The organism is Flavobacterium sp. (genome assembly GCF_027531705.1).
Classification (GTDB): domain Bacteria; phylum Bacteroidota; class Bacteroidia; order Flavobacteriales; family Flavobacteriaceae; genus Flavobacterium.
This window is the reverse complement of record NZ_JAPZSP010000017.1, coordinates 33835-58166: the sequence shown is the minus strand read 5'-3', so window position 1 is coordinate 58166 and position 24332 is coordinate 33835. Positions and strand designations below refer to the sequence as shown.

The following is a 24332-nucleotide window of genomic DNA, read 5'->3' as shown; positions in this document are numbered from 1 at the left end:
GACTTATAAAATCTAACGTTATCTAGCTTGGCGAGGTTGCGAACTTCGGAACTGATTATTTTATGTTAAAGTAATAAATCTTGCGAAAGAAATACGTCCGACTTGCTAAAGTTTCGCAATTTTTGCAAACAGCTGTTAGCAGCAGTATTTATTTTTTATTGATTGTATCCTTCATTTGTTTGCCATACATAATCAACTGAGGAACACAAAACAGAAATATAAAAAGCAATTTTGGTTGAAATCCTTTTATAAACACGAGTGAAATAAATATAATACCAACAAGTATTAAGACAACTATATTTATTTTATAGAATGAGTTTAATCTACTTTTTGAGATATTTTCCCAACTATTAATTACAGTATATTTTGATTTGAAATAAGAAATTAATTTAGAGGAATCTTTGGGTTTTATTCTGCTTGTACCAAGACTAATGGATATGTTTGATGTACTAATTTGTCTGAGATACTTTCCATCATCAACGACAATTTTCTCAATATCTGATTCCTTGATTGTTTCAATATCACGGTAATTAAAAAATAATTTCTTTTTCCATTCAAAATGAATTTTTTCGTCATAAATCGAGACAGTTAATTCTCCAATTAAGAAATAATAGCTTAAAAAAAGGAAAAATAATAATGCTGTTCCACCTAATATGAAACTATCTGATTCAAATTTAATAACAATAGAAATAAATACAATAATTGGCAATAAGAAAATCACAGTAAGTGCTCTACTTTGTTTTGTGATTGTTAAGTTAAATGTTCGTTTGCTCATTTTTAATATTGCTGCTAACGTGTCGCCGCTTCACGAAGTTGCGGATTTTCAACACTTTTGATTACAAATATAGACAAAATTTAGTTTCAAAAATTACCAATTCTGATAAATCCCAAACCCCGCAATTTCGTGAAACGGCTGTTAGCTGTTGTAGTTTATGTTAAAAATAAGCATGATTATCAAGAAAATATTAATTAAAATTTAGCGTTATATAATAGTGGTATAGTAGTTGTTAGTAAAGATTCTATAAGAGATAATTGAGGACTTAGTAATTTAGAATCAGTATAAATTGTTAAAGATGGTTATATATATGAACAATATATATACCTTTGTTGAAGGTAACATACAATAAAAGAAAGGAAATATTATGAGCGAAATGTTATTAAAACTTAAGAAGTACTTTCAAGATAATTCTCGTGAAAAAATTGAAAGTGATTGGGAGAGAACAAAAAAAGAGTCTCCAAAAGGACCTAAACTTAAAGAATTTTTAGATGTTACTAAAATGTTCTTTAAGTGGCAAGAAGAAAAATATTTTATTATTAAAGAAAATAACGATAAATTAGCAACTCCGAAGTACTCTTCGGAGTTTTTATTTTAATTATATTAGATATGAGTAAAAGTGCATCATTTCAATTGATAAGCTATATGTTTACGAAAGTAGCAATAGACTTTGAGACACAACAAACAAAAAAAGTCGATGTTAATTTTGAACCACATGGAGTTTTTAATCAAAAAACTTCTGAATATGAATTAAAATTAGATTTTACAGTTATTGATACAGAAAACGATAATTACCAATTTATTAAAGTAACATGTGTTGGGACTTTCAAAATAGAAGGAGTTACGTCTAAAGATGAAATACCTTCATTTTTCTTTACAAATTCAATAGCTATTGTATTTCCGTATTTAAGAGCATTCATTAGTACAATAACATTGCAAGCAAATATTCCTGTACTTGTATTACCGACTTATAATCTTTCGGAGCTAGAGCCAGTATTGAGAGCTAATACAATAGTTAAATAGTTTAGTTTTGTCTCGAAAAATTCTTTTTCAAACACTTAAGGATAAAAATCCTCAGGAAGTAATAAATAGTGGGCCATTCGAATGTAAATCGGATGACGCATGGCTTGGTTATGGTTTTTATTTTTGGGATACATTTGAATATTTGTCTCATTGGTGGGGCAAAGTAAAAATGAAAAATAATTATATTGTATGTAAAGCAAAATGTGATTTTAATACTAAAGAATGTTTTGATTTAGTAGGTGAGCCAGAACATATGGATTTATTTGGTTCAATTATTGATCTTATGAGGAGTGAAGGATTAATTGATGATGAAACAACAACTGTATCTGATATTTTCTATTATTTAAAATATACATTAGACATTTTTGATTATTCTTCTTCTAGGGCTGTTGGGGTAAATAGTATTTCGCCAGATAAAAGTCCTGAGTATACTTATAGGATGATACTTGAGCCTAATAATAAAAAACAATTTATAGACTATAGACCAGCTATACAAATATGTCTTTATGATAAAAAGGCTTTAAATTTAAGTGAATACGAAATAGTTTATCCTGATAAATATGTTCAAAAATAATATCTTGTTATTGGGTTGATTTTTTTTGCTCATTTTTTTGTACTATAACAGCTAACATATTGATTTGTGCCATGGAAATCACTTTTCTACTTCTCAACATCCACAAAAAACTCATTGGTCAAGACTTCAATTTCTTTCATTTTTTTTACTTTGAAAGTTGATTTTTGCCATTCGTTTGTAGGTTGTAAGCGCGTTTCTTTTCCTTTTATTTTGATGTCGATTGGCATTGTTAAATTAGGTTCGTCTGTTTTCCAGCGGTATTCTAATTGTTTTTTAGTGACTTTTAATTCAAGAACTGGAATGTTTTTATACTTTAAATATTGATTGAAAACGGGTTTCAAATTTAATCCTGTTTCACGTTCAAAATAAGCCACTACCATTCGATTGTCAATAATTCTATGACGAAATTTTTCTGAGTAACTTAATAGCAATTTCCACCATTTAGCATCGTCGTTTAGTATATGTCTTATGGTATTTAGCATCAACGCACCTTTATAATACATATCGCTTGAACCTTCGTTGGCAACACCAAATTGTCCCATTATAGGTTTGTCGTTCAGTACATTTCGTTTCAATCCGTTGATGTATTTTTGCGCTTTTTCGTAACCATATTGGCATTCTAAAAAAACTGATTCGGAGTAGCAAGTAAAACCTTCGTGAATCCACATATCGGCTACATCTTTGCTGGTTATACTGTTACCAAACCATTCGTGACCACTTTCGTGAACAATGATAAAATCGAATAGTAAACCAATTCCAGTATCAGACAAATCCGTTCCGCGATAGCCTTTTTGATACCCATTTCCGTAAGCAACGGCACTTTGATGTTCCATGCCCAAATAAGGCGTTTCAACTAACTTGTAACCATCTTCGGCAAAAGGATATTTCCCAAATTTACTCTCAAAACAATCTAACATTGGTTTGACTTCTTCAAAATGAGTTTTGGCTTTTGCTTCATTTTCTTTTAATACATAATAATCTAAATCTAAACCATTGTGAGTATCATGAATATGCGCATAATCGGCAATATTTACCGTAATATCGTAATTGTTTATTGGATTTTTAACTTCCCAATCCCAACGAGTATAGCCGTTTTTCAAATCTTCACTACCAATCAATCTTCCGTTGGAAACGTTCATTAAACCATTTGGAACGGCAACTTTTATTGAAACACCATTATCGGGTTCATCACTTTGAGAATCTTTGCAGGGAAACCATAAACTGGCACCATCGCCTTGACAAGCAACACCAACCCAAGGTTTTCCTTGTTTATCATTGGAAAAAACAAAACCGCCATCCCAAGGAGCACGTTTTGCAATGGTCGGTTTACCAGAATAGTAAACCCTGATTTTTTTTTCAAATTTTTGAACTAAAAACTGTGGAAAAGTTAAAAACACAGCATTAAATTCTCTAGTAAAAGGAATTTTTTCGTTATTGTGAATGATACTATCAATTACCATATTTTCAAACAAATCGATTTGAATATTTTTGGTTTTATTAATGGCTGCTTTGAAAGTGATATCGTTATAACCCGAAATAGATTTTTCGTCAATATTTACTTTTATGTTTAAATCATATCGCAATACATCATAATTACCTTTTCCGTATTGTAAACCACCACGAAGCGAATCTTTTCGTGTAAATGTTTCCTGTGCAAAAAGCGATTGAAAACCTAATAAAATTGTTATAAAAAATAATTTTTTCATTAATTTATAATCAGTTTAATTTCTAATAACTCCCATCTTCTAACTTCCTAAACCTGAATAACTCCCAAGTTAAATTTCTTCTCAATAGGTGAGTGGTTTGCTGCTTCAATTCCCATAGAAATCCAAGTTCTAGTTTCTAATGGATCGATTATCGCATCTGTCCATAAACGAGCGGCTGCATAATAAGGTGAAACTTGTGCGTCGTATCTTGCTTTGATTTTATCAAATAATTCTTGTTCTACTTTTTCGTCAACTGTTTCGCCTTTTGCTTTTAGCGATGATGCTTCAATTTGTGCTAATACTTTTGCAGCTTGTGTTCCGCCCATAACGGCTAGTTCTGCACTTGGCCAAGCTACAATTAATCTTGGATCATAAGCTTTTCCGCACATGGCGTAATTTCCTGCACCATAAGAGTTTCCTATAATAATGGTGAATTTTGGCACAACCGAATTGGAAACCGCATTTACCATTTTGGCACCATCTTTAATAATTCCGCCGTGTTCCGATTTGCTTCCTACCATAAAACCTGTTACATCTTGCAAGAAAACCAACGGAATTTTCTTTTGATTACAATTGGCAATAAAACGAGTTGCTTTGTCAGCCGAATCAGAATAGATGGCACCACCAAATTGCATTTCGCCTTTAGCGTTTTTCACCACTTTTCGTTGATTAGCAATTATTCCAACTGCCCAACCATCGATTCTGGCATAAGCTGTTATGATTGTTTTTCCGTAATCGGGTTTGTATTCGTCCCATTCTGATTTGTCGACCAATCGTTTGATAATGTCGTACATGTCATATTGATCGGCACGTGATTTTGGTACAATTCCAAAAATATCGTTCTCTTTTTCAGTAGGTTTTTCGGCTTTTTCTCTGTTGAAACCAGCTTTATCGTAATCGCCAATTTTGCCAACAATACTTTTTATTCTGTCTAAAGCATCTTTATCATCTTTTGCTTTATAATCGGTTACACCTGAAATTTCGCAATGTGTAGTTGCACCACCAAGTGTTTCATTATCAATATTTTCACCAATTGCTGCTTTTACTAAATAACTTCCAGCGAGGAAAATACTTCCTGTTTTATCCACAATCATGGCTTCGTCACTCATAATTGGAAGATAAGCGCCACCAGCCACACAACTTCCCATAACGGCAGCAATTTGGGTAATTCCCATACTACTCATAATGGCATTGTTTCTAAAAATTCTACCAAAATGTTCTTTATCAGGAAAAATTTCGTCTTGCATTGGCAAATAAACGCCTGCAGAATCAACCAAATAAATTATTGGGAGACGATTTTCCATTGCAATTTCTTGCGCACGAAGATTCTTTTTTCCTGTAATTGGAAACCATGCACCCGCTTTTACTGTAGCATCATTTGCTACGACAATGCATTGTTTACCAGAAATATAACCGATTTTTACTACCACACCACCAGAAGGACAACCGCCATGTTCGGCATACATTCCGTCACCAACAAAAGCACCAATTTCGATAGATTTTGATTTGGCATCTAACAGGTAATCAATGCGTTCTCTAGCTGTCATTTTGCCTTCGGAATGCAGTTTTTCGATTCTTTTTTCGCCACCGCCAAGTTTAACTTTGGCAAATTTTTGCTTTAAATCGGATAGTAAAAGTTTGTTATGATCTTCGTTTTTGTTGAAGTTTATGTCCATAAATTGTTACTTATTTTATTGTGGCTAATGTACGAAAACGTTTTAAATTTTTTATAAAACTAAATTTAGCGGTTTTTATTAACTTTTTATATAAATTAATATTCACTTAACATTAGATGAATACTTTTGCGGCATTAAATCACACAGAAATGACATTAAATAGTATTTTTCAGTTTTTAGTTCCTAAGGATAAAAAGTTCTTTCCATTATTTCAACAGGCTTCTGCAAATTTAGTAATTCTTGCTAGAACTTTGCATGAAGGTGTTAATGCACCAAAGGAAGAACGTGAAGAATATTTTAAGAAAATTGAAGAATTAGAAGCTACAATTGAAGAAATTACACATAAAACTCACTTAGAGTTAAGTAGAAATTTTATCACGCCATTTGACAGAGAAGATATTCACGCATTAATCAAATCTATTGATAATGTGGCTGATAATATGCATGGTGCTGCTAGTAGAATTCGTTTATATCAAGTTGATAAAATCACAAAATCTATTAGAAAATTAACTGAAATCAATCTTGAAGCTTGTGAACTTATTAATGAAGGTATTGGTCAATTAAAAAATATTGATAATACCAAACTTATTAAGGAAACATGTAAAAGAATTAATAAATTAGAAAGTAAAGCAGATGTTGTTTTTGATAAAGCAGTTGCCGATATTTTTGAAAATGAAACTGATGCAAAAAATATTATAAAATACAAAGAAGTGCTTTCAGCTTTAGAAATGGCTTCTGACAAATGCAAGAGTGTTTCTAATGTTATGGAACAAATTTCTGTTAAACATTCATAAATAGTAGTACTTTCAAATAATATTTATGGATTTTACTTTACTCATTATAATAATTGTTCTTGCTTTAATCTTTGATTACATCAATGGTTTTCATGATGCTGCAAACTCAATTGCCACTATTGTTGCTACAAAAGTATTGACACCATTTCAAGCAGTAATGTGGGCAGCTTTTTTTAACTTTTTAGCGTATTGGGTTTTCGGTTTTGGTGTTGCAGATACTGTAGCTAAAACAGCTCATACAAGTAGTATCAATTTGAGTGTAATTTTAGCGGGTGTAATTGCTGCTATAATTTGGAACTTATTTACATGGTGGAAAGGAATTCCTTCATCTTCATCACATACATTAATTGGTGGTTTTGCTGGAGCTGCTGTTGCTCATGGTTTTCTTGATGTTACTGATTTAGAACATGCTGGTTTTAAAATTGTAAATTGGTACAAAGCAGCTAAGGCTGGGGAATTGTTACCATCGGGAGTATTTATTGTAATTTTATTTATAGTTCTAGCACCATTACTTGGAATGATAATTTCTTATTTCATTTCACTATGGTTAATGTATTCTTCTAAAAAAAATATATATCCTAAAATACTAACTGTTGTATTAATGTTGTTGGTAGGATGGTTTTTGTTTTCAGTAATGATTTCATATGAAGATATTAAAAAGCCTAGGTTTGAAAATCATTTTTGGAGTGTTATAACTGAGCCTCATAATATAAAATGGTTTTTGGTAGCCTTTATATTTTATGCTTTGGCAATTTTTAATCTTTTATTTAGTAGTTTTTCAACAGCTACAGCTGAAAAAGTTTTAAAGAAAATGCAATTGTTATCTTCTGCAGCTTTTAGTTTAGGACATGGTGGTAATGATTCTCAAAAAGTAATGGGTATTATTGCGGCTGCTGTGGCCGTTTTTATCAAAGACAATCCAAATTTTAATTTATCAGGATTTATGTTGGATTTGAATGTTCAACTACCTTCTGATGTAAATGGTGTTCATATTGATGGTATAATGCCTGAGTGGATTCCATTAACATGTTATACAGTTATTGCTTTAGGAACATTAAGTGGTGGTTGGAAAATTGTGAAAACAATGGGTTCAAAAATCACAAAGGTAACAGCTTTTGAAGGTGTAGTAGCTGAGTCAGCAGGTGCTTTGACATTGTTTACAACGGAACATTTCAAGATTCCAGTTTCAACAACACATACTATTACAGGTTCTATCATTGGAGTAGGTGTGACTAAAAGAGTTTCTGCTGTTCGTTGGGGCGTAACTGTTAAACTGCTTTGGGCTTGGATTTTGACTATTCCAGTTTCAGCTTTACTTGCTGCCTTAGTATATTACTTTATGCTTTTGTTTTAATGTAAATAACATATTCAATATAAACTCCTAAAGTTCTTAGTTCTTTAGGAGTTTTTTTATATTTGCAAAACACGAAATAAAAAAAAATGAAGTTTTACAGTACAATACTATTATTGCTTTTTATAACTATTTCTAATTCGCAGGTTACTATCAAACAATCAAAAAGTGATAACGATTTAAAATTATCTGCTTTGCCTTATTATAGTTTTGGTAAAGGTTTGGGATTGACTTCTCCAGATAGTTTATTTCAACTGAATATTCGATTTAGAATGCAAAACAGAGTCACTTACATCGAAAATGATGGCGAAAATGGAGCTTATGATGGACAAATTCGTCGTTTGCGATTACGTTTTGATGGTTATGTTGGAAATCCGAAGTTTTTGTATGTTATTCAATTATCTTTTGCTCCTGGTGATGTTGGAGAAATTAAAGAAGGAGAAAACATTAATATAATTAGAGATGCAGTTGTTTTTTATAGACCAAATAAAAATTGGAATATTAGTTTTGGACAAACAAAATTACCAGGAAATCGACAACGTGTTAATTCATCAGGAGGATTGCAATTAACAGATAGAACGATTAACAATTCAAGATTTACAATAGATAGAGATTTTGGATTTCAAGTCCATAATATAAACGAGTATATGGATAAATTCTCTTATAATTTTAAAACAGCAATTTCTTCAGGTGAAGGCAGAAATAGTACCGATAAACCTGATGATGGAATTGCAGTAACTGGAAAAGCAGAGTTATTTCCGTTTGGAGCTTTCGCTAAAGACGGAACTTATTTTGAAGGTGATATTGTTAGAGAGAAAAAGCCTAAAGTTATGTTTTCAGGTGCATTTCAACAGAATAATCATGCTAGAAGAACGCAAGGACAACTTGGAAATGATTTGTTTGAACAACGAACCATGAAATCTGTTTTACTTGATGCTATGTTTAAATATAATGGTTGGGCTGCCATGTCAAGTTATATGTCAAGAACTACCAATGATAATGCTGTAACAATAAATCCTCTAGATAGTACTGAATCAAACTATGTTTTTGTTGGAAATGGATTCGATTATCAATTGAGTTATAATACTAAAAGTAATTATGAATTTATTAGTCGATATTCTATACAAAAAGTCGGGAATGACATAAAAACATTTGCTCCAAATACAAAGCAGTTTAGTTTAGGACTTACTAAATATATTTGGGAACATTCCTTTAAAATTCAAGGTGAAGTCAATTATGACATTCTAGATTTCTACGATGGAACTTCAAAAAATAATTGGTATTTGCGCTTTCAAGTAGAGATAGGTATTTAAAAATTAAAAACTTCAATTTTATTGTCCAATGTTAAGTTTTCACCTAAAACGAAAACTTAACATTGGGCAATTGTTTTATATTGTATTTTTGTTAACGTAAAATTTACATTGAATTTACATTTAATAAATATTAAAAATAATCTCACAATGATAAATAAAGAAGAAACCACAGAAGACAATAACTTGGAAACGAATGAAAATGCGCAAGAATCAACAACTATTGTTGTAGATTCTAAAGAAGAAGTTTCAGAAAAACCAAAAACACGAACTAGAGCGACTAGAACTTCAACAGTTAAAGCAACTCCAACTCGAACAAGATCAAAAGTTGTTAAAGAAGCAACAGTAACAGAAGCAAAAGCAGAAGAAGTTTTAGAAGAAACAGTTTCTGTAAATAGCGAAAACACAGAAATTATGAAAGACTCAGAAAAAGAAAAAAAATCTAAATCGAAAGAAAAAGAGAAAAAAGAAATAGCTAAGAAAAAAGCTAAGGCAAAAAAAGAAAAGCAAAAAGAAAAAGACAAGGAGAAAAAGAAAAAAGCTAAAAAGAACGAACAAGCCAAAAAACAAAAAGCAAAAGATAAAGCCAAAGCAAAGAAGAAAGAGAAAGCTAAGAAAAAAGCAAAAGCTAAAAAGAAAGCTAAATCTAAAAAGAAATAGCATATATGAAACCGGTGATTATCATCGGTTTTTTTATTATATTAAATGTTAAATTTTTCTAATGTTACTAAATTGTTAAGTAAAAGTTTTTTTATTGTAAAATAGTTTGTATATTTGTTATCGAAATATTAATTATAAACCCAAGCTACTTATGAAAAAGATAATTTTAATCGCGTTAATGATGGTTTCAGGAATGATTTTTGCGCAAGGAGAACCACAATTAGAAGCAGTAGGACAATTAGTTAAAGCAACTTATTTCTATGATAATGGAAATGTACAACAAGTAGGTTACTTTAAAGATGGAAAGTTAGAAGGAAAATGGACTTCATATTCTGAAAATGGTGCAATTCAAACTATTGCTGAGTATAGCAATGGAGATAAAACAGGAAAATGGCAATTTTTTGATAATGCTGTTGCAGTAAAAGAAGTTGATTATTCTAAAAATCAAATAGCAGTTATAAAAGATCTTAACACTAAACCAATAGCTGTTAAAAATTAATTCAAAACGTTTTGTAAATAAAAAAGTTCGTCTAGAGATAGACGAACTTTTTTTATTAATTTATTTTGGTTTACAAACCCATCCAACTTGTCCATGATGGAAGAGTAGCGCCATTTCCTGCTCCTGTAGTTGTTCCGGCAGTGAAATATGTACCTGTATTTGAATTTGCAGTAACATTAAGTATTGTTACATTTGAAATTGGATTTGCAGTAAAAAATGTCTGAGAATCAGTTCCATCAGCATAAATTGCAAAACCAGAACCAGATGTTGTACTTTTAAAATCTGCAATATAGGCATTTGAGATAGTTGCTTTTGTACCTCTTCTTAACCACATTCCAGCTTCTTTTGTTACAGCAGCATTATTTCTACCAATTAAGGTAATATTACTTAAAGTAGGAAATGATATTGGAGTTAATGTTGCATTTGTAGCATTATTGTCACCTTCCATTCCACGACTATCAGCAGAAAAAGAGGTAGCAGATGATTGATTTGAATACATGTTTGAAACTGTTCCATTCCATCCTTCAGTCCAATCGAAAGAATCATCTTGACATCCTATAGCTGCTAGGTTAGTTGCATTAACTGAACCACCAAACCATTCGATAGCATCATCAGAACCTTGGTAGACTAAAATGTTATTTACAACAGTTTGAGAACCTACCGCATAAAATGTTAAACCATTAAATTCAGCTTCATCATTTATTAAGTTACCAGAGTATTCTATGATCACATAAGAAAGTGTTCCTGAATTATCTGCAGAATTTGTTCCACCATAGTTTAATCCAGTAACTTCAGCAGTTACATTAGTACCCAAATTTGTTACTGCATTTCCACAAATTACTAATCCACCCCAATCACCTGCTTCCGGACTATTACTATTAGAAGTAAAAGTTATTGGTTTTGCTGCTGTTCCTTGTGCATTAATTTTTGCTCCTCTTTCAATAGCTAAAAATGCTACTTCTTGATAAGCCGCATCAGCTTCAATTACTGTTCCAGCAGGAATAGTTAAAGTTGCGCCAGATTTTACATAAGTTGCCCCTTTTAAAGTATAAACAGTTTCTGCATTAAGTGTTAAATTTGAAGTAATGTTGCCAGAAAGCTCAGCAGTAGCTGGAACAGTTGGAGTTGTTTCTTCATCATCACTACAACCTACAAAAAGTGTGCTCAAAATAGATAAACTTAAAAGTAATTTTTTCATTGTTTTTTAATTTAGTTAGTTAATGTTATTTATTGCAAAGATGAATAATTGACTTTTTATACAAGTTATTTAAAAATTAATGATTCATTATCAATCTATTTTTTTATTGTAAATTAATAGTTAAATAGGTAATCTTTATTTAACATGATAATTATTAGAAAATAGAATATTTCACACCAATACTAAAGTCTAAACCTGTTTTAAATGAATAAGTTGTAAAATTACCATCGTTGTTTTTTTGGTATCTTTCAATTTTGCTGTCAAGTAAATTTTTCACATTTAAACTAATATTTAAATTTTTTCCAATAGTTGCACTTGAAATTAGGTTTAGAGTTGGAATTCCTTTTTCAACTACATTTCCTCCAGATTGAATATTTCCTAGTGAATAAATTCTATCATGAAAATAATTTCCAACTAATGAAACAATAGGTTTGAATGTTTCATTCTCCAATTTATATGTTAAATCTAAATTTAATAATAATGGAGACGCACCTTGTAAACCATCTTTAGAATCATTGAAACTAACACTTATTGTATTTTTTGTATCTGTAGCCACTTTTTGAGTACTTAATTTTTGTTCAGAGTACATGTAAGTTAAGTTCATTCCACCGCTTAAGCTACTTTTGTTTTCAGTAGCCCAAATATTTTTTCTTATTTCAAACTCAGCACCTGCTACCATTGCATTTTCGCCAGCATTAATAAATGTATTGTCATTCAACGCAGAATTTAATCTTGCTTTACTAATTGGATTATTGATAATTTTTCCAAAACCAGTTATTGAGATTAGTTCATCTTTTTCTGGAAATAATTCCCATTTAATATCAAAATTATAATTTTCAGATGGTTTGATAAATGGATTTCCCACTGTACTTTCTCCAATAACTTCAAATCGGAATGGTGCTTTTTCTATAAATTGTGGTAATGTATAAGTTTTGCTTGCTGCTGCTCTCAAATTTTGCTTGTCATTTAAGCTATATTTTGCAGTTATAACAGGTAAAATATAAAGTTCATCAATTTTTGCATCTTCATAATTTACATTCGGTAAAGAAATATTTGTATCCCATTTCATTTCTTGTGTTACTTTTTCAGCTCTAACAGAAAGAGTATATGTTAGTTTTTCGTTTGGAGAATTTTCAAAATTTACATAACCTGCATTAATCATTAAGTCAGCATTATAAGTAAAAGGTTTTAGGTTTCCAGCGTTTCTAGCGGTAAGTATTTTAAATGTATTCAATACATTGTTTTTTAATGATTGATTATCTGCATTTAAAAAAGCATCAATGTCATTCTCTGAAATGTTAATTGCACCATTGATCTTGAAGTTAAATTGTGTAGCTTCAAAATCACGTGATTTAATTTTAGTATTCAACCCAAAATGTAATTTTGATTTATAATTAGATTCGTTATCAGTATTAAATTTATAGGTTAAAACTGCTTTCCCAGAAATTTCATTTTCTTCTAATGATTGAAAATAACGACTATTGATAGATGGTGTATTTGTGTTAAAAATAAATCCGTTTGTTCCTTCAACCAATGTATTTGTGATTCTGTCTGGCATATCAGAATTTACTATTCCGTAAGAGCCTCCCCAATTTAAATCAAATTTTTCACTAAGTTTATTTGAAATTAATAATTGATTTACAAATAATTTATTTTGTTCGTTTATAGTTTGTCTTGAAAAACTTTTTGACTTATTTTCATCAATGAAATAATATTCATTTACATCACTTTTAGAAGAATTTATAAAAATGCTGTTTACTTTAATTGTGTTATTTTTATTAAAATTAAATCCAATGTTTGCTAAACCTGAAGTTTTTGTACTAAACTCATATTTTTGAACATCATAAAAATCTTCAATAATATTATCGTTTGAATTACCAACATTTAGTTGATTTCCTGTTTTATTTTTGAAACTATTCTCGTGTGATGCAGCTAAAAATAAATTTATTTTTTTTGTTCCACCAAATGAAAAACTTTTTCCACCAGAAATGCCAATATTGGTTCCGACTGGTTTTTCTTCATAATTTGGTGTCCATTTATTTTCAAATTGGTACTTATTGATATTCGTAGGTTTTTTTATAGAGTAAAAGCCATGTTTTTCTATACCATCAGCTATTTTATATTCGTTAGAAAAAGCATTTCCATTGTAACTACTTCCAAATTCAACTGTCAATTTTCCTTTTCCTGAATGTTCTTTTGAATTGATGTCTATTGTTGCACCACCAACATCTCCATAAGTATCAGTGTAATAAGTTTTGCTTACACCAATTGATTGTATAACATCAGTAGAGAATAAATCTAAAGCAACATTTTTATTCGTAGGTTCGTTTGAAGGAAGCGGTAATCCATTTAAACTAGTGCTATTATAACGGTCTCCAAGACCTCTAACAAAAATTCCACTTGAACCTTCTTGTTTTGAAATTCCTGACACTTTGCTTACAGCTGCTGCTGCATCACTAACACCTTTTCTACTCATTTCCTGAGCTCCAATGCTTTGTTTTATTTCAACCGCTTTCTTTTGTTCAAGTAACAATGCTGACTCTTTTTCTCTGTTTTTTCCAGCAGATTTTACAACTACATCTTTCAATGTATAATTCCCTGAACCAAGACTACAATTTAGTGTAGCAGTTTCTCCAGTTTTTATAGTTACAGATTTTTCAACGTTTTCATAACCAATAAAACTAAATTGAACTACGTAATTTCCAGGATTTAAAGAAATTGAATAGTTTCCTGTTTCATTTGTGGTAACTGCAATAGAAGTTCCTTTTATTGCCACATTTGCGAATGGTAATGCTGCATTACTAGCTTCTTTATCGGTGATTGCACCAGTTAGTGTTCCTTTTGATTGTGAAAATGAGAATGTTACAAAAAGTAGTGTTGTAATAAGTAAGTTAAATTTCATCGTTTAGCTCGTTAAATTTTTTTGCAAAGAACGGCTTGAAATGTAAAATTGAAGTTACTTAAAGTTTATGATTTGGTTTAGTTAATATTACCTAAAAGTTAAGGCGTTAAATTAAATCAACATTTGATTAGGTATATAAAATACAAAAGCCAATCTGGAGCGATTGGCTATTGTGGTGAGGTGTAACTTCCTTTCGGAATCCTCATTGCAAATATAGAATTAAAAAATGGATTTTCTTTTGAAATATTTTAAAAAAGTAAACTTTTTAGTCAACTTAAAATTGAGTTTTCAAAAAACTTTTTATATTTGCATCATTATAAGCCATTTAAAAAAGTATAAGCCATGTTAGTAAAAGTATTCGGTAGCGCCGTCTTTGGCGTTGAAGCCACAACAATCACTGTAGAAGTAAATATTGATAAAGGTGTTGGGTACCATCTTGTAGGTTTACCCGATAATGCCATCAAAGAAAGCAGTTACCGCATTGCTGCTGCACTCAAAAACAACAACTATCAACTTCCCGGAAAAAAAATAACCATCAATATGGCACCTGCCGATTTGAGGAAAGAAGGTTCTGCTTATGATTTGACATTGGCAATTGGAATTCTCGTTGCTTCTGGTCAAATTCGAGCTGATGATGTTGCAAAATATGTCATTATGGGCGAATTGTCATTAGATGGCGGTTTGCAACCAATAAAAGGTGCGTTGTCTATTGCAATTAAAGCTAGAGAAGAGGGTTTTAAAGGCTTTTTTCTGCCAAAACAGAATGTAAAGGAAGCCGCAATTGTTGATGGATTGGAAGTTTACGGAATTGAAAATGTGACTGAAGTCATCAATTTTTTTGAAGGAAAAGGTACGATTGAACCAACAATTATTGATACTCGTGAAGAATTTAATAAAACACTAGACTTTCCCGAATTTGATTTTTCGGATGTAAAAGGGCAGGAGAGCATCAAACGTTGTATGGAAATTGCTGCTGCTGGTGGTCATAATATTATTTTGATTGGGCCGCCAGGTTCAGGAAAAACGATGTTGGCAAAGCGTTTGCCCAGTATATTGCCACCAATGACTTTGAAAGAAGCTTTGGAAACCACCAAAATTCATTCAGTTGCTGGAAAAATTAAAGATGCTGGTTTGATGAGTCAACGACCTTTTCGATCACCACATCACACAGCTTCCTCCGTTTCTTTAGTTGGTGGTGGAAGTTATCCTCAACCAGGTGAGATTTCGCTTTCGCATAATGGCGTTTTATTTCTTGATGAATTACCAGAATTTAAAAGAGAAGTTTTAGAAGTAATGCGACAACCATTAGAAGATAGAGAAGTTACTATTGCAAGAGCAAAATTTACTATAACATATCCTTCATCTTTTATGTTAGTGGCAAGTATGAACCCGAGTCCGAGTGGTTTTTTTAATAATCCTGATGCGCCTTTGACATCTTCTCCAGCAGAAATGCAACGTTATATGGGAAAAATTTCAGGTCCATTATTAGACAGAATTGATATTCACATTGAAGTTACACCAGTTCCATTTGAAAAATTGACAGAAACTAGAAAAGCCGAAAGTAGTGTTGAGATTCGTAAGCGAGTTATAGGAGCAAGAGAAATTCAAACGAGACGTTTTGCTGAATTTGATAATATACATTATAATGCGCAAATGAGCTCAAAACAAATAAGAGAATATTGTGCTTTAGATGATGCTTCTTTGCAATTATTAAAAACAGCTATGGAAAGATTAAACTTGTCTGCTAGAGCTTACGACAGAATTTTAAAAGTAGCTAGAACAATAGCCGATTTGGATGCATCAGAAAATGTAGTTCCTAACCATATAGCCGAAGCAATTCAGTATAGAAGTTTGGATAGAGATGGTTGGTTGGGATAAAAAAAATCGTCTAGTTTTATAGCTAGACGATTTCTAATTTTTTTATTAATACAAAAAGATTATTCAAACAATGCTGAAAAAGTATCGCCTTGTTCTATATCACCAGTTTGAAATCCTTTTTTAAACCAGTAGATTCTTTGTTCTGAAGTTCCATGTGTGAAAGAATCTGGAACTACATGACCTTGCATTCTACTTTGAATGGCATCATCACCAACTGCATGTGCAGCACTTATAGCTTCCTCTAAATCTCCTACTTCAAGATATTGGCTATTGTGTTTTGCCCAAACACCAGCATAAAAATCTGCTTGAAGCTCTAATGCAACCGAAAATTTATTGGCTTCAGCTTCACTTTTTCCTTGTTGTAGTTGACGAACTTTTCCTGAAGTTCCTAATATAGTTTGAATATGATGACCAACTTCATGCGCAATTACATAAGCTATTGCAAAATCTCCACCTTTGGCACCAAATCTTGTTTTTAATTCTTCAAAAAAACGTAAATCCATATACACTTTTTTGTCGCCAGGGCAATAAAAAGGACCAGAAGCAGCAGTGGCACTTCCGCAAGCAGTTTCTACAGCATCAGAAAATAACACCATTTTAGGTTGTTCGTATTGCATTCCATTTTCTTTGAAGATTTTATCCCAAGTATCTTCGGTATAAGCAAAAACGGTACTTGCAAAGTCACCAATTTCTTTTTCTTCTGGAGTTAATGCTCTTTCTTCTGTTGGAGCAGATTGCTGCCCTTGATTCATTTGTTCTAAAATAGGAGTGAGCATTTGGGCGTTTTCTCCACCGAACATATTAACTAATAGAATAATGATACCAAGAACACCTCCTCCTACAATAGCTTTTCCTCCACCAGACATTCCTCTACGGTCTTCAACGTTATCACTTTTACGATTTCCTATCCATTTCATAGTTTATAATTTTTTACAAATTAACAAATTATTATTTAATTTTTTATCCACTTAGTGACTATGTTTTCAAGTGTTTCTTTTATAATAGGTTTGGAAACATAATCATTCATACCAGCATCTAGACATTTTTCTTTTTCACCAATTACTGTGCCAGCTGTTAATGCAATAATTGGAATATGTTTTCCAGTTGGTTTTTTTCTAATTTCTATAGTAGCTTCATAACCATTCATTATTGGCATTTGAATGTCCATCAAAATCAAATCTGGTTTTAAAATTGAAAACTTATCTATTGCTTCTTTTCCGTCAACGGCTTCATAAACGGTTGCTTTTGGTATAATGTGCTTAATCAATGTTTTTGCCAAAAGCATATTTATTTTATTGTCTTCAACTATTAAAATTTTGATGTTTTCTTGTCCAAAATCTGGTTTTATTATTTCTTTAAAATTTGATTCAATTTTATCTTCTATAAGATTTATGCAATCAGTAGTTTTGAAAATAACATCAAAATAAAATTCACTTCCTTCTTTGTACTTACTATTTAGTTGAAGATGACTTCCCATTAATCCAAGTAATTGATTTGAAATTGTAAGTCCTAATCCTGTTCCTCCAAACTTTCTTGTGGTAGAATTATCTCCTTGAGAAAAAGCATCAAAAATTTTGTCAAAATATTCTTTTTTAATACCAATTCCAGAATCTTTTACTGAAAAACGCAATTTGTGTTCACTAGTATTTAAGCTTTCAATAGCATCAATTTCTAATATGATATAACCAGTTTGAGTAAATTTTACGGCATTACTTAATAAGTTTACAATTATTTGTTTAAGTCTTATTGAATCTGCATAAATAAATTTAGGAACATTTTTATGAATGTTAAGTTTTAAGTCTAATTTTTTTAGATTTGACTGGTATTTTATAAGGCTAATTACTTGATCGGCAAGTTCTACAATATCACATTCTGTAATTTCTAGTTCCAATTTTCCTGATTCTATTTTAGAGAAATCTAGAATATCGTTAATAATTTCCATCAATGATTGAGCCGATTGATTGATGGTAGTCATGTATTTTCTTTGAATATCTTCGAGATTTGTGTTTTTTAATAGGTCGGTAAAACCAATAATCCCGTTTAGAGGTGTTCTTATTTCATGACTCATATTAGCCAAGAAATCTGATTTTGCTTTGTTAGCTGCTTCAGCATAATCTTTAGCTTTTAGAGCATCTTCTGTGAGTTTTTTATTTGTTATGTCAAAGTAAATTCCTCCTATGTAATCAATCTCATTGTCTTTTAAAATAACATCACCAAATTCTTCAACCCAAATATAGTTTCCGTTTTTTTGTTTTATTTGATATATCGAATGGAATGGTTTTTTGTTTATAACATTGTTTTTTTGATAGTTAAAAACTTCATCTTTCTGATCAGGATGAATAAGCTCAAAAAAGGAAATTTTATTTTCTAAGAAATCAATTTTTGAATAGCCTGTTAAATTTTCAATTTCGTCATTTACATATACTTTTGACGATTTTTCATCAAACTTGGTTAAGTAAACAGTTCCAGGAATATTATTGGCAATAAGTCGGAATCTTTCTTCACTTTCAGAAATAATGTTCTCATTAATATTTCTATCAATTGCAAACGAAATGTTATTAGAAAGTGTTTGTAAAATATTAATCTCATCTTCTGACCAAATGCGTTCTTGGCTTGAATCATCAAATGTAAGTACTCCATACAATTGATTTTTTACAAAAACTGGCAAAAATAATATTGATTTAACTCCTAATGACGATAATAAATTTTTTAATTCTAAATTTTTTATTTTATCAATTAAATTAAAATAATATTTATTATTATGTAAAAGTTCGTACACGTCGTTTAAAAGTGTATGGGGAACAGTTTTTAGAATTGGGTTAATTTCAGCTAAAGATTGTGTTTCTTTAATCCATCTATATTTTTGATTTAGACTATGATTTAGTGTATCATTCTCAAAAAATGATAGTCTATCTACACCAAGAACTTTACCTATAGAATTAAAAGTAGCTTCAAAAATCTGGTCATTATTTTTATTAATTAGAAATTGCTCGGTATTTTTAGCTATTTCAGATAGCATATCACTTTTATAGGCTAGTTTTTTCTCAGCAATTATACGTTGGTTTGTTTCAATTGCAATTGCAATAAAATCCGACATTGCTCTAGCAAAATTTATATCTTCATTATCCCAATTTTTTCTTTTGGTAGAGGTTTCAAAACATAAAATACCTACTAATGTTCCATTAATATAAATAGGTGTATCAAGTAATGAATGTATATTGTTGTTTTGGAAATAAACAGTTTGAAATTCATTGAAATCTTTAGATTTATGAATGTCTGAGGTTACTATTTGATGTTCGTTTTCTATTGATTCAAAGTATTTTGGAAAGTCTTTTTTGTATAAAACGGATCCATTTTCGTATGAGTTTTGATTTGCTATATACATTTTCGAACAAACTATTGCATCTAAATTATATATCCAATAGCTAACTCTATCGATGTCAACATTTTGGGCAATAATTTTTAATAAATGTTCTATAAATAAGTCAAAATCTTTTTTAGCATTAAAATCACTTAATGTTAATTGTTTAATTGTTTCATTGTATTTTTTTATTTTTTTCTCGCGTCTTAAATTTTCAACTTCAATTTCTCTTATTTGTGTTATATCTCTGGCAATAACTGTATATCCAATAATTTTCCCATAGTCATTTTTCTTGTAAGACACATTTTGAGAAAGCCAAATTATAGCACCATTTTTATTGACAACAGGAAATTCTAGAGTTGGGAAATTTAATGTTTTTTTGTTAACCTTGCTGTAAAAATCAAATACTTTCTGCTGGAAATCTGATCTAATTAATTCAGTAAAATATAGTTGGTATAATTCTGAAGCAGAATAACCCATTATCTTTTCTGAATATTTATTTATGAATGTATAGTTTCCGTTTTTATCTAATTCATAAATTAAATCGGCTGCATTTTCAACTAAATTTTTATACTGATTTTGAATCGTTATTTGCTCCGTTACATCTTGACCAATTCCGATTGTTAAATCTTCAGAAAATTTCTTGTCTTTCCATTGAATGTATTTAAATTCTCCGCTTTTGCATTTTAAACGTCTGACATAAAGCCTATTGTCAGTATAGTTAGTGTGGTAGGCTTCTCCAATAAATTCTGGGTCTTCGGTTAATTCCCAAAATTTCATACCAAGAACTTCATCAGGTTTATACCCTAAAAAATCAATTATTTGATCACTACAAAAAGTAACTTCGCCTATCTTGTTGGTAGCTATTGTTAGAGAATTCCCTTTGTTTACTATTTGATTGGCAAACTGAAATTTATGCTTGGTATTAACAAAAGCTAGATGTCTTGCCATTTGAATAGCAGTAATTGCTAAAAAAGTATTAAAAAGAATAACAACAGTATCATTATCCATTAAGTTTTGATTGTACAAACTAATTGTAAAAAGCATTACAATAACTGAAAATACCCAATATTGAACAAAACTTTTTAAAACATTATATGAAATTGAAAATCCGATAGTAAGTTCTAGAAATATTGGAAATTCAAATTCATAAAAAATTACTCGGTAGAATGAAAAACTGATATATGTTAAATATAGAATAATGAAAGTATAAGAGAAATGTTTTTTTAGGATGTTAGTACGAGTATTTATTATATAGAGAATAATTAATATGGTTCCAAAAAGACTTTTTTCAACAAAAAAATCGGTTATAGGAATATTGAAAATCTTATTAATAAGTTCAATAAGAGGAATAACTATTCCCAGAAAAACCAAAAGCATATTGTACAATTGTTCTTTTGGTTCAAATTGTGAAAAATTTTCGTCAAATTTTATTTGAATTTTTTTGGTTTTGCTTATTACTATATAGATAAAGTACAATAATAAAATTAGAACGGCCAGAAACATCCATCCATTAGAAAGATAAAGGAATAATTTTTTTTGTGAGTAGTTCACGAGCAATTGCACTTTAATTGGATTAAAGAGTAAGTATATACTGGATGTTATTTGAAAAATATAATTCATTTAATCTTTTGATATCCCAATTTCATCTAATTCGTCAGTGTTTTCAATTGGAATTATATTTTTATAAATTACATAATACAACGAAAACATAAATGGAATTGTAAATAATATTCCAATACAAAATGCAAAAATTCCTAGTGACACGAATAGAAATGCAACAATAAATAGAGCTAACAATATAAATGGACGTTTAGCAACTAATTTGACACTCATAGTAATTGCTTCGAATGCTTTTAAATCAGAAAAAATGATTAATGGAATTGTTAGAATTGTGAAAAAAGAAACTAAAATTGAAATAAAATTTCCAACAAAAATTACCTTGTAATATTCCAAAACATAACCCAAGCCTGAACCTATTAGTGTTATTGCAGATGCAGAAATAAACAATTCTTTAAAATGGCTTGTTTTGAAATAATCAAAAATTGTGTTTATCCCAAATGGTTGATTGGTATCGGCTAAATAAGCCATTTTTATAAATCCAGCATTAATTGGACTGAACAAACCAGCAAAAATTATAGAGCCTACTATTAAACCAATTATAGCAGAGCTTGTCATAAATTGCGGATTCAAATCAGTTAAAAGATTTGTAAAATCAGTGAATCCAACAAATATTCCAGCAACACTAAACATCACTACTAAAAGTACAATTCCAACTAGTAAAAATGAAACTCCAGCAATTCCCCATATTTTTTTGAAGTTGTCAAAAGATTTTTCAAAAACCAATCCAAAATCTAATTCATATCCTTCGTTTGCAACTTTTGCAACCTTATTATAATTGTTTTCCATGTTTTGTTTGTTGTTGTTTAGTTGTTTTTACAAAAATCCCCAACGGAATCCTGTATAAATATCAGCTTGTTTACTGTTTTTTTGGTCTAATAACGAGGTAATTGCAGAACCCGAACCTAAGTAAAAACCGCCAAGTCTAAAACCAAAACCTGCATTAAAACCAGATATTTCGCTATCAGATAATGGAACATAAGCTTCAAAAAAACCTAAGTTAATTCGAGGTGTAATTGTTATATAATCTTGCGCTGTAATTTGGTCATTATTAGAATCATCAGAAAGTTTTTGCTGAATGTAACCAGAAATATAAAGTTTAGAAATTAATTTTAAATCGGCATATGCGACCAATGTTGTTGGAAGTTTTACAACAAAGTCAGTTTTGTTAGCACTGTTTGCCAAATAACCTTTGTCTTTTAAAATTGTTTCAATTTGGGTAAGATTATCTACACTTTGAAGATCAGCTAAATTCAACCCGTTTGGATTTGCAATAGTGGATTGAATATTCAATTGATAATTTGTGTTATAATTATTATCGTCTTTAAAAGTCATTGAACCTATATTTTTGATTGATGCTCCAATGCTTAATTTGTATTTATTTCTATTTTTCACAACATCAAGAATACTTTTGTCTTTTCTTTGGTAACTAACTCCAATATCTCCAACAAAACCATTTAAACCTCCAAAAATAGATTTTGAGTAATCGCTAAAATCTGTAAAACTGTTAGCCAAATTTCCAGAATAGGCAATGTTTAGTCCAGCTGTAGCATTGTTTAAATAGACATCAGTTCCAACCTTGCTAACAGTTCCTTTAAAAGCTGATAGACCAACATTTGAATAAGAACCTGGAAACATTAACTTGAAAGTAGCACCAACACTAAATTTGTTTTTGTCAGTATCTATAATTGTTCTTGCTATTGAAAGACCAACTTCACCCCAAGTTGTACCCACAACTCTCTGATTATTTGGATAGTTAATCGTTGTGCTTAAGCCATTTGAAATAACATCATTTATCAGCGCTTCTCCGAGATTCGCATCAACATCAACAACATTTAGTTTCCCGTTTACTTTTGTTGAAACTCCAAATCCCCAGCCAAAAAGTTTTACACCAACACTAGGACCATAGACTTCAGCATCTAATCTTGCATTTACAGCTTCGCCAGGTGCAAAAAGTATTGTTTCAAGATTTTTCCCAGAAATAATGTCTTCAAAACCAATTTTGTTATTAGAACCATTAACGCTAAGTCCATATAAGTTAACTTCAATTTTTTTATTTGCATTAGCAAACTCAGCAGGATTCATTGCGCCAGCTAACAAACCGCCTCTGCTTGAAGTAGTTAAACCTGTAAAATGCTCTTGAGAATAAGAGTTGAAACCTATAAAAACGAGTGAAATAAAAAGAATTTTTTTCATATATATTATAATTGGTTACTGTTTATTTTATTATTAAATACTAGGCTTTTGCTACTAGTAAATAGAATTGTAGTAAAACTAAGTTAAATTAAATTGATTTCCAAATACTATCGGAAGGAGTTGGTGCAATAATTTCAATATTTTCTTTTGAAACTGGATGAACGAATGCTAATTTTCTTGCATGAAGATGAATTCCGCCATCAGGATTGCTTCTGTCAAATCCATATTTTAAGTCGCCTTTTATGGGACAACCAATGGCTTGAAGTTGAGCACGAATTTGATGATGACGACCTGTATGGAGATTAATTTCTAAAACAAAATAATTATTTAGTTCCTTAATTATTTGATAATCTAAAGAAGCTATTTTACTTTCAGGAACTTCTTTTGAATGTGCTTTTGAAGTATTGTTTTTTTCATTTCTTTTTAGAAAATGAACAAGCTTATCTTCCGTCTTAGGTGGTTTGTTTTTGACAACTGCCCAATAGGTTTTTTGAGTTTCTCGTTCACTAAACATTTTGTTTAAACGTTCAAGAGCTTTACTTGTTCTGGCAAAAACAACAATTCCAGTTGTTGGTCTATCTAATCTATGAACAACACCCAAAAAGACATCACCAGGTTTGTTATATTTATCTTTGATATATTCTTTTACAATTTCTGAAAGTGGTTTGTCACCCGTTTTATCGCCTTGCACAATATCTCCAACACGTTTATTAATCACAATAATATGATTGTCTTCATGAAGAATTTGAAGATTGGATTTGTTGGAAACGATTTTTTCTGCCAAAATTACTATTTACTAATTACTATTC

Annotated in this window: 19 protein-coding genes; 9 read left to right on the top strand and 10 right to left on the bottom strand. The window is 30.5% G+C overall.

Annotated elements, in window-relative coordinates; translation table 11 throughout:
• Window positions 1–148 precede the first annotated feature (148 nt).
• The gene (locus O9267_RS05600; protein ID WP_298176999.1) at window positions 149–775 is read right to left on the bottom strand and encodes a hypothetical protein; all 627 of its coding nucleotides are present in this window, start codon (window positions 773–775) and stop codon (window positions 149–151) included.
• A gap of 367 nt (window positions 776–1142) precedes the next feature.
• Here O9267_RS05600 and O9267_RS05595 point away from each other — a divergent pair, with 367 nt between their 5' ends.
• Genes O9267_RS05595 through O9267_RS05585 form a run of 3 tightly spaced genes read left to right on the top strand, consistent with a single transcriptional unit; the run spans window position 1143 to window position 2372 of the window.
• Entirely contained in the window at window positions 1143–1373 is a 231-nt protein-coding gene (locus O9267_RS05595) for a hypothetical protein (RefSeq protein ID WP_298176997.1), read from the top strand.
• Window positions 1374–1384: 11 nt separating this feature from the next.
• On the top strand, window positions 1385–1798 hold the full coding sequence (locus tag O9267_RS05590; protein ID WP_298176995.1) for a protein-export chaperone SecB: 414 nt from the start codon (window positions 1385–1387) through the stop codon (window positions 1796–1798).
• Between the two features lie 7 nt (window positions 1799–1805).
• The gene (locus O9267_RS05585; protein WP_298176993.1) at window positions 1806–2372 is read left to right on the top strand and encodes a hypothetical protein; all 567 of its coding nucleotides are present in this window, start codon (window positions 1806–1808) and stop codon (window positions 2370–2372) included.
• A gap of 86 nt (window positions 2373–2458) precedes the next feature.
• Here the strand turns inward: O9267_RS05585 and O9267_RS05580 are convergent, their stop codons facing one another.
• Both O9267_RS05580 and O9267_RS05575 read right to left on the bottom strand, forming a co-directional pair.
• Window positions 2459–4078 (bottom strand): M1 family metallopeptidase, encoded by a 1620-nt coding sequence (locus O9267_RS05580; RefSeq protein WP_298176991.1) that lies wholly within the window; start codon window positions 4076–4078, stop codon window positions 2459–2461.
• Between the two features lie 47 nt (window positions 4079–4125).
• Complete coding sequence (locus tag O9267_RS05575) at window positions 4126–5754, bottom strand: carboxyl transferase domain-containing protein (RefSeq protein ID WP_298176989.1); 1629 nt, start codon at window positions 5752–5754, stop codon at window positions 4126–4128.
• 149 nt (window positions 5755–5903) lie between these two features.
• Between O9267_RS05575 and O9267_RS05570 the strand changes: the two genes are divergently transcribed.
• The 5 genes from O9267_RS05570 (at window position 5904) to O9267_RS05550 (ending at window position 10368) form a co-directional block, all read left to right on the top strand.
• On the top strand, window positions 5904–6548 hold the full coding sequence (locus O9267_RS05570) for a DUF47 family protein (protein WP_298177048.1): 645 nt from the start codon (window positions 5904–5906) through the stop codon (window positions 6546–6548).
• A gap of 25 nt (window positions 6549–6573) precedes the next feature.
• A complete protein-coding gene (locus tag O9267_RS05565; protein ID WP_298176987.1) occupies window positions 6574–7902 on the top strand; it encodes an inorganic phosphate transporter in 1329 nt (442 codons plus the stop codon).
• 86 nt (window positions 7903–7988) lie between these two features.
• Window positions 7989–9212 (top strand): porin, encoded by a 1224-nt coding sequence (locus O9267_RS05560; protein ID WP_298176985.1) that lies wholly within the window; start codon window positions 7989–7991, stop codon window positions 9210–9212.
• Window positions 9213–9359: 147 nt separating this feature from the next.
• Window positions 9360–9869 (top strand): hypothetical protein, encoded by a 510-nt coding sequence (locus O9267_RS05555; protein WP_298176983.1) that lies wholly within the window; start codon window positions 9360–9362, stop codon window positions 9867–9869.
• A gap of 151 nt (window positions 9870–10020) precedes the next feature.
• Window positions 10021–10368 carry a membrane-binding protein gene (locus O9267_RS05550; protein WP_298176981.1) on the top strand — a complete coding sequence of 116 codons (348 nt, stop codon included), beginning with the start codon at window positions 10021–10023 and terminating at the stop codon, window positions 10366–10368.
• A 70-nt stretch (window positions 10369–10438) separates the two neighbouring features.
• Here the strand turns inward: O9267_RS05550 and O9267_RS05545 are convergent, their stop codons facing one another.
• Both O9267_RS05545 and O9267_RS05540 read right to left on the bottom strand, forming a co-directional pair.
• Window positions 10439–11566, bottom strand: coding sequence for a hypothetical protein (locus O9267_RS05545; protein ID WP_298176978.1), 1128 nt, complete (start codon window positions 11564–11566; stop codon window positions 10439–10441).
• A 154-nt stretch (window positions 11567–11720) separates the two neighbouring features.
• Window positions 11721–14468 (bottom strand): TonB-dependent receptor, encoded by a 2748-nt coding sequence (locus O9267_RS05540; protein ID WP_298176976.1) that lies wholly within the window; start codon window positions 14466–14468, stop codon window positions 11721–11723.
• Between the two features lie 342 nt (window positions 14469–14810).
• On the opposite strand from O9267_RS05540, the gene O9267_RS05535 reads away from it, so the two are divergent.
• Window positions 14811–16346, top strand: coding sequence for a YifB family Mg chelatase-like AAA ATPase (locus tag O9267_RS05535; RefSeq protein ID WP_298176974.1), 1536 nt, complete (start codon window positions 14811–14813; stop codon window positions 16344–16346).
• Between the two features lie 59 nt (window positions 16347–16405).
• Here the strand turns inward: O9267_RS05535 and O9267_RS05530 are convergent, their stop codons facing one another.
• The 5 genes from O9267_RS05530 to O9267_RS05510 form a co-directional block, all read right to left on the bottom strand.
• Window positions 16406–17263, bottom strand: a complete 858-nt coding sequence (locus O9267_RS05530; protein ID WP_298176972.1) for a neutral zinc metallopeptidase — start codon at window positions 17261–17263, stop codon at window positions 16406–16408.
• A gap of 35 nt (window positions 17264–17298) precedes the next feature.
• The gene (locus O9267_RS05525; RefSeq protein ID WP_298176970.1) at window positions 17299–21261 is read right to left on the bottom strand and encodes a PAS domain S-box protein; all 3963 of its coding nucleotides are present in this window, start codon (window positions 21259–21261) and stop codon (window positions 17299–17301) included.
• Between the two features lie 69 nt (window positions 21262–21330).
• On the bottom strand, window positions 21331–22116 hold the full coding sequence (locus O9267_RS05520) for a hypothetical protein (RefSeq protein ID WP_298176968.1): 786 nt from the start codon (window positions 22114–22116) through the stop codon (window positions 21331–21333).
• Between the two features lie 27 nt (window positions 22117–22143).
• The gene (locus O9267_RS05515; protein WP_298176966.1) at window positions 22144–23523 is read right to left on the bottom strand and encodes a hypothetical protein; all 1380 of its coding nucleotides are present in this window, start codon (window positions 23521–23523) and stop codon (window positions 22144–22146) included.
• Window positions 23524–23611: 88 nt separating this feature from the next.
• A complete protein-coding gene (locus tag O9267_RS05510; RefSeq protein ID WP_298176963.1) occupies window positions 23612–24307 on the bottom strand; it encodes an RluA family pseudouridine synthase in 696 nt (231 codons plus the stop codon).
• Window positions 24308–24332 lie beyond the last annotated feature (25 nt).

Excerpts from the sequence above, each read along its gene's own strand:
- O9267_RS05600 (WP_298176999.1), bottom strand. The coding sequence starts at position 775 with ATGAGCAAACGAACATTTAACTTAACAATCACAAAACAAAGTAGAGCA.
- O9267_RS05595 (WP_298176997.1), top strand. The coding sequence starts at position 1,143 with ATGAGCGAAATGTTATTAAAACTTAAGAAGTACTTTCAAGATAATTCT.
- O9267_RS05590 (WP_298176995.1), top strand. The coding sequence starts at position 1,385 with ATGAGTAAAAGTGCATCATTTCAATTGATAAGCTATATGTTTACGAAA.
- O9267_RS05580 (WP_298176991.1), bottom strand. The coding sequence starts at position 4,078 with ATGAAAAAATTATTTTTTATAACAATTTTATTAGGTTTTCAATCGCTT.
- O9267_RS05575 (WP_298176989.1), bottom strand. The coding sequence starts at position 5,754 with ATGGACATAAACTTCAACAAAAACGAAGATCATAACAAACTTTTACTA.
- O9267_RS05570 (WP_298177048.1), top strand. The coding sequence starts at position 5,904 with ATGACATTAAATAGTATTTTTCAGTTTTTAGTTCCTAAGGATAAAAAG.
- O9267_RS05565 (WP_298176987.1), top strand. The coding sequence starts at position 6,574 with ATGGATTTTACTTTACTCATTATAATAATTGTTCTTGCTTTAATCTTT.
- O9267_RS05560 (WP_298176985.1), top strand. The coding sequence starts at position 7,989 with ATGAAGTTTTACAGTACAATACTATTATTGCTTTTTATAACTATTTCT.
- O9267_RS05555 (WP_298176983.1), top strand. The coding sequence starts at position 9,360 with ATGATAAATAAAGAAGAAACCACAGAAGACAATAACTTGGAAACGAAT.
- O9267_RS05550 (WP_298176981.1), top strand. The coding sequence starts at position 10,021 with ATGAAAAAGATAATTTTAATCGCGTTAATGATGGTTTCAGGAATGATT.
- O9267_RS05545 (WP_298176978.1), bottom strand. The coding sequence starts at position 11,566 with ATGAAAAAATTACTTTTAAGTTTATCTATTTTGAGCACACTTTTTGTA.
- O9267_RS05540 (WP_298176976.1), bottom strand. The coding sequence starts at position 14,468 with ATGAAATTTAACTTACTTATTACAACACTACTTTTTGTAACATTCTCA.
- O9267_RS05535 (WP_298176974.1), top strand. The coding sequence starts at position 14,811 with ATGTTAGTAAAAGTATTCGGTAGCGCCGTCTTTGGCGTTGAAGCCACA.
- O9267_RS05530 (WP_298176972.1), bottom strand. The coding sequence starts at position 17,263 with ATGAAATGGATAGGAAATCGTAAAAGTGATAACGTTGAAGACCGTAGA.
- O9267_RS05520 (WP_298176968.1), bottom strand. The coding sequence starts at position 22,116 with ATGGAAAACAATTATAATAAGGTTGCAAAAGTTGCAAACGAAGGATAT.
- O9267_RS05515 (WP_298176966.1), bottom strand. The coding sequence starts at position 23,523 with ATGAAAAAAATTCTTTTTATTTCACTCGTTTTTATAGGTTTCAACTCT.